The organism is Candidatus Micrarchaeia archaeon (genome assembly GCA_041653315.1).
GTDB lineage: Archaea > Micrarchaeota > Micrarchaeia > Anstonellales > JAHKLY01 > JAHKLY01.
Genome location: JBAZFO010000001.1, coordinates 82,214 through 93,314, shown reverse-complemented (window position 1 = coordinate 93,314; position 11,101 = coordinate 82,214). Strand labels below are relative to the sequence as shown.

The window sequence follows — 11,101 nt, the reverse complement described above, 5'->3', positions numbered from 1 at the left end:
ACATTCGCTTTTTATCAAAATCATTTTAAAGTATGCTGAAATAAGAAACTCTATGATTAATAAAAATGTTAAAATTATAGCAACTATTGGCCCTTCAAGTAATAAACCACAAGTTATTTATGGAATGCTAAAAGCAGGCATGGATATTGTGCGGTTGAATATGAAATATGCTAAACAAAAAGAAGTTTTAGATATAATAAATATTATAAAAAATTCAAGAGAAAAAACAAATTTAAAATGTGAAATCTTAATAGACATAAAAAATGAATCAGTAATTTCTTTTATTAAAGAATTAGATTTTGATTATATTGCATTAGCATTTACAGAAACTACAGAACAAATATCAAGAATTAGAAAAAAGTTTTTACCTAAAAAAATAAAATTAATAGCAAAAATAGAATCAAAAAAAGGAATAGAGAACATTGATAAATTAATTAATGCAAGTGATGGAATAATGGTTGCAAGAGGAGATTTAGGAAAAAATATTCCTTTTGAAAGATTACCTATTTTTCAAAAAATGATAATTAAAAAATGCAATAAAAAAAATAAATTTGTAATAACTGCAACTGAAATGCTCTTATCAATGGTTGACTCAAGAATTCCAAAAAGGTCAGAAAGCAGTGATGTTGCAAATGCAGTATTAGATTTATCAGATGCGCTTATGCTTTCAGAAGAAACAGCAATTGGTAAACATCCAATTTTAGTAATAAAAACAATGCAAAAAATAATATATGAAACACAAAAGTGGAGAAAATTAATCAATTGTTAAGGTTTATATCTAGTCATTGTTCTTGGGAAAGGTATTGCATCTTTAATTGTATCTAATCCACAAATCCAAGCAATTATTCTTTCAACTCCTAAACCAAATCCTCCGTGTGGTACAGAGCCATATTTACGAGTATCTAAATAAAATTCATATTGCGCAGGGTCTTCTTTCTGTTCTATTAATCGTTTTTTTATTTTTTCAATATCTGCTTCTCTTTCACTTCCACCAATTATTTCCCCATAGCCTTCTGGTGCAATAAAATCTACTCCATGAACAGTTTTAGGGTCCTTTTCATCTTCTGTCATATAAAATGCTTTAACTGCTTTTGGATAATGAGTAATTATTATTGGAGTATCATATAATTGAGAAAGCTTATCTTCTTCTATTGTCCTTAAATCTTTTCCCCATTCAATTTTCATTTTACATTTATCTTTAAGTATTTCTAAAGATTTTGTATATGTCATTCTAATAAATGGTTTTTCAACACAAGGTTTAAGTTTTTCAATATCTCTTTCTAATATTTTTAATTCTTCTTTTCTTTCTTCAAGAACTTTTTTCACAATATATTTTATTACTCCTTCTCCATGAGAGATAACATCATCAAATGTAAACCAAGCACCTTCCATTTCAGCATGCCAATATTCTGTTAAATGTCTCGAAGTTTTTGATTTTTCTGCCCTAAATGATGGAGAAATTGTATATATTTTTTCTAAAGAGAATATTGCAGGTTCTGCATATAATTGCCATGTTTGTGCTAAAAATACTTTATCATCTCCAAAGTAGTCTACTGAAAACAAAGTAGATCCTCCTTCACATTGAACTGCCTGAAATATTGGGGAATGATATTCATAAAATCCTTGTTTTCTAAAATATTCATGAATAGCATCAAAAACAGTGCTTCTAATTTTTAATATTGCTGTCATTTTTTGGCTTCTTAACCATAAATGCCTTTTATCAGCTAAAAATTCGGGGGATAAATCTTTTGCAATTGGAAAAGGTTCTCCAATACAAATAGGTTCTAATTCTTTAACAGTTAATTCATAACCTCCTGGTGCCCTGTCATCTTTTCTTACTATCCCTTTAACAGTAAAAGAACTTTCAACATATAATTCTTCTGCGCTTTTCCATGTTTTTTCATCAACTTCTTTTTGTATTGTTGTGCATTGTATAATACCTGTTGAATCTCGCAAAACAATAAATCTCATTGCACTGCTTCCTCTAGTTCTATATGCCCAACCGCGCAAAGTAACTGTTTTATCAATCATCTCTTCTTTTTGAACGTCTTTAATATGTAAATATTCTATCATCTAAAAAACCTTGTTTTTATTCTGCATCTTTTAATTTATAAATATTTGGTTAGTATATATTTTTATGGAAAAACCAAAAGTAATATTTTTATGTGCAGGAAAAGGGACTCGTTTATTAGAATTAACACATGAAATTCCAAAACCTTTAATTGAAGTGGGTGAAAAACCTCTTTTAATTCATTTAATGAATATGTATTCTCATTATGGATTTAATGAATTTATTGTTCATGTTGGACATATGAAAGAACAGATTATTGACTGGTTTAAATTTAATGATTATCCTAAAGATTGGCAAATACAATTTTCAGAAGAATCTTATTCAACAAATACAAGCGGAGGAATTTTAAAAGCTTCTAAATTAGCAGGAAATTTCAATAATATAATGGTTTCATATGGAGATGATTTAGCTAATGTTAATGTAAAAGAGTTATATAATTTTCATTTAAATCATAATAAAAAAGCAACTTTAACTTCAGTTCAACCATATTCTGCTTTTGGGGTTTTAAAATTTAATATAAATAATCCAAATTTAATACAAGAATTTAAAGAAAAACCAAAATTAGATGATTGGATAAACGCAGGATTTTTAGTACTTAAAAAAGAAGTTATTGATTATTTAAAAGAAGGAGAAGATTTATCAAAAACAACTTTACCTTTATTAGCAAAAGAAAATGAGCTTATGGCATATAAACACCCTGGTTTTTGGATGGATATTGGAACATATAAAGATGTTTTAACAGCAAGAGAACTTTGGAATTCAGGAAAAAAGCCTTGGGTATTACAATAAATTACTTCATAAACATCCGGAAAACTACTCTTTAAAATCCTTTATAAAAATAATAAGTAATATAAAATAATATGAATTCAGAAAAACAATTACTTTCTAAACTTAAATCAAAAGAAATAATTATAGATGGGCACGCAATATTAAGAGCAAAACAAAGGGACATAAATTTAGAAAATTTATTGGAGAAATTAAAAGATGAAAAAATAAATAAAATATTTATAATTGATCCTCCACATCCAAAAAATAAAGAAAGATATCAATGTAGATTTAAAAAAAATCATAGGACAACATATAAAACATTTATTATTATAAATAAATATATAGAATTAAAATCTGTAATGAAAATAAATAACAAACTTCAAAAAAAGGTAGATAGATATGGTAAAATTTAATGTTGATTATGATAGAAATAATGATAATTTATTTTTGTTTAATGCAAAAAATAAATCTATTTTTACTTTAGAATTTGGTAATTTTGATATTGATTTAAATAAAAAAGGGGAAATTGTAGGCTTAGAATTTACGAATGCTTCTAAATTTTTTTATATTTTATTGAAAAATAATTCTGCTTTAACTTCTATTCATAAAGTTAAAACTTTCCTTAAAAATACAAAAAATTCAAAAATTATAATGAATAATTTAAGAAAGGGTACGATAATAAATATATTTTTAGAAACTGAAACTGCGAATGTTTCAACAAATTTGACTATACCCAAATTTGCAGATAAAAAAGAAATTCAAGTAATTTTAAATTAATTTTACTTCATAAACATCCGGAAAACTACTCTTTGAAATCCTTTATAAACAAATCGCAACATAATATTATTTAGCGGAGCGCTCTTAAAGAGCGCGTGCGGAGGAAGATAAGTATGAAAAAAAATATATCTGATTTTGAGTCTGAGGACTCACAAAAAAAGGGTACAAAACCAGATTTTAGAATTGTACAAATTGATAAAGACCAAGAAGGAGAAACAAATTTTAGAAACGTAGGTGCAATGTGGAAAAACATTTCAAAAGCAGGCAAGGAATTTTATACCTTAAAAATAGGTGATTTGAGACTTTTAGTTTTCAAAAATGAATAAGGTGATTATATGACAGATATTGTAGTTACTAAAAAATTAAAGGACTTACCTGGGGTAGGCCCTGCTACTGCTAAAAAATTAGAAGATGCAGGTTATGATATTCAAAAAATAGCTGTTGCTTCCCCCCATGAATTAGGAGAAGTAGCTGGATTAGGAGTAGAAACAGCTAAAAAAACAATAGCTGGAGCAAGAGATGCTTTAGAAATGGGTTTTGAAACAGCGGATATGATTATGGAAAGAAGAAGAGACATTAAAAAAATAACAACAGGTTCAGAAGAGTTAGATAATTTATTAGGTGGTGGAATAGAGACAATGGCTATTACAGAATTTTATGGTAAATTTGGTTCTGGAAAATGTGTTTCAAAAAATACTCCTGTTTTCTTTTTCAATAGTCATGAACCATATATTAATGAAATAGAAGAGATATATGAAAAATACAAAACAGAAGAAGTTCCTTATGAAGAAGGAGTTATAACTAAACCTAAAAGAGATATTTGGGTAATGAGTTTAGATGCTTCTGGAAAGCCTAAAAAAAGTAAAGTAACTGAGATGTATAAAGAGAAAATTAATGAGATTTGGTCATTGAAAACAAATAGAGGTTCTAGTTTAGAATTAACACTCAATCATCCCTTATTAACTATTGATGAACAAGGATTGAAATGGGTACCATTTGGTGATTTGAAAAAAGGAAGTTATATAGCAACTCCTCAAGGATTTGATTATACTACTGCAAGTAATCAAATTAGTGAAGAAGAAGCATATTTTCTTGGTGTTTTCGTAGCAGAAGGAACTGCCAATCCATTAAGTATTACAAATTTTGATGAAAAAATAGTGGATAAAGTGCAAAGTTTTCTCAAAAATAAATTTGGAAAAAAAGGAACATATGATAGTAAAAAAAGAATCTTGTTATATAAAGATACTAAAAGAGTGTTAGGAGGATTAGCAGATACAAATTCTTTTACAAAATATGTTCCTAAGAATGTACTAAATGCAGATAAACAAAGAATAGCTGCATTTTTAAGTGGATATCTTGATGGAGATGGATGTATTAATAATTCAATAAGTTTTTGTACCGCATCTAAAAAATTAGCTAGTGATTTATTATATTTATTAGCAAGGTTGGGAATAAAATCAACACTATCTATGAGAAGAAACAAATATTATAGAGTATTTGTTACTGATAATATAAGTAAATATAAATTCAAACAATTGCTTGAACAAAGTGTTAAAAATACTGGAGAGTTAGAATCATTTTCTAAAGCAGAGACACATGGAATCCCAACAAAATATTTTTCTGTCATTTTAAAGAGAGTACATAATAAACTTTCGGGAAGTAGAAGAAGAAATGGCAATTATTCTAAAAAAGGATTTTATAAAAAAGAATTATTTTCTTTATTTTGGAATTATATCGCTAAAACTCCAGTTACAGGAGTAGTTACAAAAGATACTTGCCAAAAAGCATACGAGCATTATTTAGTTAAAATAAGAAATATGAGAGAGATAGAAGAAAAAATAATTAATAAAGAATATGGGGAATTGCTTTCTTGGTTTAACGAATTGCCTTTTAAAACTTCAGATATAAGACAAAAAATGAAAATTAAGAGATCAACTTTCCAAAATTATATGACTAGAAATATGCCAGAGGATATAAAAGAACCAATTGCAGACGTATTAAAACAAATGATTAATAAAATAGTAACAGATGATGAATTAAAAAGGGATATGAAAACACTTGAAATACTTGCAAATAAACCAATTGCTTGGGAAAAAATAGTAGAAGTAAATCATAATGAATATGAAGGAAATATATATGATGTTCATGTTGAAGGAACACATAATTTTATAGGCGGATTAAAACCACTGTGGCTCCATAATTCACAACTAGGTTTTCAAACTAGTGTAACTGTTCAAAAATCAAAAGAAGAAGGAGGATTAGAAGGTGGAGTATTATTTATTGATTCTGAAAATACTTTTAGGCCTGAAAGAATAACTCAAATAGCAGAAGCTCAAGGAATGGATCCTGAAGAAGTATTAAGAAATATACATGTAGCAAGAGCAGTTAATTCAGATCACCAAATGATATTAGTGGAAAAAGCAGATGAATTAATTAAACATAATAATATTAAGTTATTAATTATAGATTCTTTAACTTCTCATTTTAGATCTGATTATTCTGGAAGAGGCTCTTTAAGTGAAAGACAGCAAAAATTAAATACACATATCCATACACTGCAGAAATTGGCAGATGCTAATAATCTAGCAGTTATAATAACAAATCAAGTAATGGATAATCCAGGAATTTTATTTGGAGATCCAACAATTCCTATTGGAGGACATGTTTTGGCTCACGCTTCTACATATAGAGTATATTTAAGAAGAAGTAAGGGAGATAAAAGAGTTGCAAGATTAGTTGATTCGCCTTCAATGCCAGATGCAGAATGTGTTTTCACAGTTTCTGAAAAAGGGATTACAGACTAACCCCATACAAACCTTTAAATATGTACTTTAAGATAATTTAAAGTATGTACTTTAAGATAAATGACATAAGGAGGTTTTTATATGGAAGTAAGAGAAATTCATGCTAATGGGTTAGTAGTTATTCCTGCATTTATAAGAAGGATGTTTGGTTTATCAAAAGGTTCAAAAGTAGTTTTCAAAATTGAAGAGGATAGAGTATATATTGAAAAAGAGACAGATGTAGTAAAAGAAATGGAAAAATTTGCTGAAGAAGCAAATGTTTCTGAAAAAGAGATTAAAAAATTGATAAAAACAGCACGTGAAGAAGGAATTACTAAAAAGATGCAGAGGTGTAATATAGATGTATCTTGATTCAAATGTTTTTATTCATGCTGTTTTGAATAATCAGGAAAAAGGCAAAAAAGCAAGAAAGATAATTTCAGACTTAAATGATAATAGAATTTCTGCGAGTACAAGTATTCTATCTTTCGATGAAGCAATCTGGGTAATAATGAAAAACAGAGGAGGAAAAAAATTAAAAGAATATTGGGAAGCATTTCTTAAAATACCCAATCTTAAAATATTAGATATGAATAGAAATGTTGCTTTAAAAGTAGGTAATTATTTAGAACTTGGTTTCAAACCTGCAGATTCTATTCATCTTGCCCTCATGTTTGAATATGGTATTGATATTATTGTTTCAGAAGACAAGCATTTTGACAGAATAAAAGGAATAACAAGAAAAAGTATTTAATACTCCATTTTTTATTTCTTTTTATCTTTATTTTTTATATGAAAATGATTTTTATTTATGGATCACCAGCAGTGGGAAAATTAACTGTTGCAAAAGAAATAGCTAAATTAACAGATTTTAAATTATTTCATAATCATTTAACTGTTGATTTAGTAAAATCTTTATTTCCTTTTAGATCTAAAAATTTTATGAAACTTCTTGAAAAATTAAGATTAGATATAATAGAGCATATCGCTAAAGAGGATATCGCAAATATCATTTTTACTTTTTGTTATGCCCCAAGTGAAGATAAGGAATTTGTAAATAATATATATAACATAATTAAAAAATATAATGGACAGATCTATTTTGTACATTTATATAGTAATAAAGATGAATTAATCAAAAGAGTTAATTCTGAATCTAGAAAAGAATACAAAAAAATAAATGAGGAAACAGTTTTATTAAAAGATTTACAAACATATGATTATTATACTAAAATAGATTTTGTTGAAAGTTTAGAAATTGATAATTCTTACGTTTCTGCAAAAGAAACAGCAATGAAAATAATAAAACATTTTAATTTAAAAGAGGAAAAAAATGAAACTAATACCAGACTCTGAATTAAAGAAAATTCCTATAAAAGACAATGGAGAAAAGTTAATTAATATACAGAAATTTTGTCCTAAAATAATTGTAAGGCCACCAACATATATTAAAAACGAAGGAGAATGGTACGCAAAAAGAGCAGGTTTTGTAAGAGAAACAGTTGCTAATAAATTATGTTTCGTTCAAAAAAATTTACCTGAAGGTTATAAAATATTATTAAGATGTGGTTATAGGTCTTTGAAATCTCAGAAAAAAGCTTTTCAAGCTGCTTGTAATGAGGTTAAAAAAGAAAATCCAACTTGGAATAAAAATAAAATAAAACAAGAAGCAAGTAAAGCAGCGGCTCCTTTGGATATTGTTCCCCCACATTCAACAGGAGGGGCAGTAGATGTTTCAATTCTTAATTCAAAAGGAAGATTATTAGATATGGGGACAAAATTAGGAGAATTTAAAACAAAAACAGCAACCAATTCAAGAGAAATTTCTAAGAAGGCACAGGAAAATAGAAAATTATTAATAAAACTAATGAAAAAAGCAGGATTTATAAATTATCCAACTGAATGGTGGCATTGGTCGTATGGAGATAGATATTGGGCTGCTGTTTTAAAGAAAAAATATTCAATATATAAAGGTGTTTAAATGAGATTAACAATTTTAGGATCAGGCACTGCTATTTTAGATTTAAAGAGAAACGCGCCGTCTTTTTTATTAGAATTTGATAATGGTAAAAATGCATTATTAGATATTGGTCCAGGATCAATAAAGCGCTTATTAGAATTAGGAAAAACAATTAATGATATTGATTATCTTTTTTTATCTCATTTTCACCCAGATCATTCATTAGATTTGATTTATTTATTATTTCTTTTAAAAAATAATAAATATTTGAATGAAGATAAAAATATTCAAATGGTTATATTTGCATCAAAAGAGTTTGAAACTTTTTATAATAATTTAATAAAAACATTTGATAATGAAACAAATGCAGGAGATAAAATAGTTTTTACAAATATAGATGATGGAGATATTGAATTAGATAATATTAAAATTTCAGCAATAAAAGTAAAACATAAAGAAGAAAGCAGAGCATTTAAAATACAACATAATAACAAAACTTTAGTTTATTCTGGAGATACTGGATATGATGGAGAATTAGAAAATAATTTAGGAAAATTTGCTAAAAATGTAGATTTATTTTTATTAGAGTGCGCTTTTTCAGATGAGTATCCCCCCCGTGTTCATTTAAATCCAACAGCAGTTGGAAAGATTGCACAAAAAACAAACCCTAAAAAATTAGTTCTTTTTCATTTTTATCCAAAAGTTCAAAAAACAGACATAAAAGGAACAATTAATAAATATTACAATGGAAATATAATATTATCAGAAGATAAAATGGAAATTGAAATTTAAAGTATAAAATAAATTAGATAATAAGGTGTAAAAAAATGAAATGGGTTATATTTGCAGTAGCAGCAATGATTTTATTTACATTTGCTAATATAGTTCTTAAAAAAATAGTTAATGAAATAGGAGAAATTAATTTGGAAAATATAAAAGCAAAAATATCCAATTTAAATATTTCATTCTTAATTTTAGTTGTTTTTTTAATAATATTTACTCTGACTGGTTTTGTATCTACACTTAAAGCATTAGAAGAAGGAAAAGTAGCTTTAGTAATGGCAGTTATTAGTTTAAGCACCATATTTTTAGCTGTTTTATCAATTTTTATATTTGGAGATGTATTCTCTGTTAAAGAAATATTAGCTATGGTATTGGCGATAATCGCAATTTCAATTTTGCTTTTTTAAACATAAGATTTAAAAATCCCAAGCTGTTTTATTATTTAGGTAAAGAGGATGGAGTATCATTCAAAAGCAATAGAAAGAATTATGAAAGAATTAGGTTATTCTGTCCCACCTTCTTTTGAAACAAAAAAACCACTATTAAGTTTAAGAGAATGTTTTTCTGCTAAAATAAACAATAAGAGGATTTTGTTTAAAGTTACTTATATATTTGAAGCTAATACATTACATATCTGTGGTGTTTTGTCTGATAATAATAAAAATGAAAAAATTATAAATAAATTTGGTTTTGCTGGTTGTTCCGAACTTCCATTTGTATTTACAGTAGATGATTGTCTTATTAAATTAATATTAGAAGGAGATAATAGACTGTCTGCTACTATTAGAAAAAGAATTGGAGAAACAGAAGTAGAAAACACACTTAAAACAGAAGATGATTTTATTAAGTTTATTAATAATAATATTGAACCAATAATTTGTGAAAGACTTGAAGTTGATTCTTATGAACGAATGTCAGAATGTTAAACATAATTTACAGAAATGTAATTGTACTTATCCAGGATGCCCAAGAAAAGGAAAATGTTGTGAATGTATTCAATATCATTTATCAAGAAATGAGCTTCCAGCATGCTGTTTTTCAAAAGAAACAGAAGCGACATATGATAGATCTTTTAAAAAATTTATAGAAGATAAAAATAAAAGATAATAAAAGGCAGTAGAAACTATTTTAAATAGAAAAAGATAGTATTATTATATGGAAAAGTATGTAAATAAAATGAGTATTAAAGAACAGATAAAAGAAATAATATTGATGTTTGATAGTAATTCATACATTGGAATAAAAAATGCCAATATAAATGAATTATTCTTATTAGTTAAAAAATTTGGAAAAGAAAAAGTTTTTAGATTTATTAAAGAAATAGGGGAGGAAGACACCAGGTTTAAAGAATCGATTTTAATCCTTAAGAACGAAATAGAAAGTCTTTTAAAAGAAGACGTAGAAAATAGTTTTATAAGTAATTTTTATAAAAATTAGGAGGAGAGAAAATGAAGAATTATTTTATATTATTGATTTTGTTATTAATTTCAATAAGTTTTGCAGAAGTTTTAGAAATTAATTATTTCTATGGTGAAACTTGTCCACATTGTGCTAAAGTTAAACCAACTTTAGATAACTTAGAAATTAAATATGAAGGTAAGATTGTTATAAATAAATATGAAATTTATAATAATAAAGATAATGGTATTTTATTTAAAGAATTTTTAAGTAATTATGGTAAATCCAGTTCTGGAGTTCCTGCATTATTTGTTTCAGATAAATTCTTAATTGGAAGTAAACAGATACCTGAAGAATTAGAAGGAATAATTTTAGAAAATATAGATGAAACTCAAGAAGTTGAAGTTTCACCAATAACAAATTCTATTGATGATTCAAATACTAATGATTTTGATATAATGGAAATTTTAAAAAATCCCTTTGTTCTTTTGATAATTATTATTATATTAATAGTAATTGCATATGAAATTAATATAATAACAAATAAAAAAAAGAGATAAA

17 protein-coding genes are annotated in these 11,101 nt (G+C 26.3%); 16 read left to right on the top strand and 1 reads right to left on the bottom strand.

All coding sequences use genetic code 11. The features are described from left to right. Nucleotides 1–52 precede the first annotated feature (52 nt). Complete coding sequence (locus WC356_00505; protein ID MFA5381619.1) at nt 53–769, top strand: pyruvate kinase; 717 nt, start codon at nt 53–55, stop codon at nt 767–769. Here WC356_00505 and asnS read toward each other — a convergent pair. After that, nucleotides 766–2,073, bottom strand: coding sequence for an asparagine--tRNA ligase (gene asnS, locus WC356_00500; GenBank protein ID MFA5381618.1), 1,308 nt, complete (start codon nt 2,071–2,073; stop codon nt 766–768). The genes WC356_00505 and asnS overlap by 4 nt on opposite strands. A 64-nt stretch (nt 2,074–2,137) precedes the next feature. Here asnS and WC356_00495 point away from each other — a divergent pair, with 64 nt between their 5' ends. The 15 genes from WC356_00495 to WC356_00425 all read left to right on the top strand — a co-directional run bounded on the left by WC356_00495 (nt 2,138) and on the right by WC356_00425 (nt 11,100). After that, nucleotides 2,138–2,860 (top strand): sugar phosphate nucleotidyltransferase, encoded by a 723-nt coding sequence (locus tag WC356_00495; protein MFA5381617.1) that lies wholly within the window; start codon nt 2,138–2,140, stop codon nt 2,858–2,860. Nucleotides 2,861–2,931: 71 nt separating this feature from the next. Continuing rightward, nucleotides 2,932–3,252: a hypothetical protein gene (locus tag WC356_00490; protein MFA5381616.1), complete on the top strand. Its 321-nt coding sequence runs from the start codon at nt 2,932–2,934 to the stop codon at nt 3,250–3,252. Then, a complete protein-coding gene (locus WC356_00485; protein ID MFA5381615.1) occupies nt 3,239–3,616 on the top strand; it encodes a DUF2283 domain-containing protein in 378 nt (125 codons plus the stop codon). The genes WC356_00490 and WC356_00485 overlap by 14 nt, the downstream gene beginning before the upstream one ends. A 113-nt stretch (nt 3,617–3,729) precedes the next feature. Beyond that, entirely contained in the window at nt 3,730–3,942 is a 213-nt protein-coding gene (locus WC356_00480; GenBank protein MFA5381614.1) for a DUF736 family protein, read from the top strand. A 9-nt stretch (nt 3,943–3,951) separates the two neighbouring features. Next, nucleotides 3,952–6,420: a DNA repair and recombination protein RadA gene (radA, locus tag WC356_00475; protein ID MFA5381613.1), complete on the top strand. Its 2,469-nt coding sequence runs from the start codon at nt 3,952–3,954 to the stop codon at nt 6,418–6,420. 81 nt (nt 6,421–6,501) lie between these two features. Further along, nucleotides 6,502–6,771, top strand: coding sequence for a hypothetical protein (locus WC356_00470; protein ID MFA5381612.1), 270 nt, complete (start codon nt 6,502–6,504; stop codon nt 6,769–6,771). Then, a complete protein-coding gene (locus WC356_00465) occupies nt 6,761–7,153 on the top strand; it encodes a type II toxin-antitoxin system VapC family toxin (GenBank protein ID MFA5381611.1) in 393 nt (130 codons plus the stop codon). The genes WC356_00470 and WC356_00465 overlap by 11 nt, the downstream gene beginning before the upstream one ends. 38 nt (nt 7,154–7,191) lie before the next feature. Beyond that, on the top strand, nt 7,192–7,755 hold the full coding sequence (locus WC356_00460) for an AAA family ATPase (GenBank protein MFA5381610.1): 564 nt from the start codon (nt 7,192–7,194) through the stop codon (nt 7,753–7,755). Next, complete coding sequence (locus WC356_00455) at nt 7,733–8,380, top strand: M15 family metallopeptidase (protein MFA5381609.1); 648 nt, start codon at nt 7,733–7,735, stop codon at nt 8,378–8,380. The genes WC356_00460 and WC356_00455 overlap by 23 nt, the downstream gene beginning before the upstream one ends. Further along, on the top strand, nt 8,381–9,151 hold the full coding sequence (locus WC356_00450) for an MBL fold metallo-hydrolase (protein ID MFA5381608.1): 771 nt from the start codon (nt 8,381–8,383) through the stop codon (nt 9,149–9,151). 35 nt (nt 9,152–9,186) lie between these two features. Beyond that, the gene (locus WC356_00445) at nt 9,187–9,549 is read left to right on the top strand and encodes an EamA family transporter (GenBank protein MFA5381607.1); all 363 of its coding nucleotides are present in this window, start codon (nt 9,187–9,189) and stop codon (nt 9,547–9,549) included. A 48-nt stretch (nt 9,550–9,597) separates the two neighbouring features. After that, entirely contained in the window at nt 9,598–10,068 is a 471-nt protein-coding gene (locus tag WC356_00440) for a hypothetical protein (GenBank protein MFA5381606.1), read from the top strand. Then, nucleotides 10,046–10,249 carry a DUF6485 family protein gene (locus tag WC356_00435; protein MFA5381605.1) on the top strand — a complete coding sequence of 68 codons (204 nt, stop codon included), beginning with the start codon at nt 10,046–10,048 and terminating at the stop codon, nt 10,247–10,249. The genes WC356_00440 and WC356_00435 overlap by 23 nt, the downstream gene beginning before the upstream one ends. Before the next feature lie 48 nt (nt 10,250–10,297). Further along, on the top strand, nt 10,298–10,579 hold the full coding sequence (locus tag WC356_00430; protein MFA5381604.1) for a hypothetical protein: 282 nt from the start codon (nt 10,298–10,300) through the stop codon (nt 10,577–10,579). Between the two features lie 11 nt (nt 10,580–10,590). Then, nucleotides 10,591–11,100, top strand: a complete 510-nt coding sequence (locus tag WC356_00425; protein MFA5381603.1) for a glutaredoxin domain-containing protein — start codon at nt 10,591–10,593, stop codon at nt 11,098–11,100. The last annotated feature ends 1 nt before the right edge of the window (nt 11,101 follow it).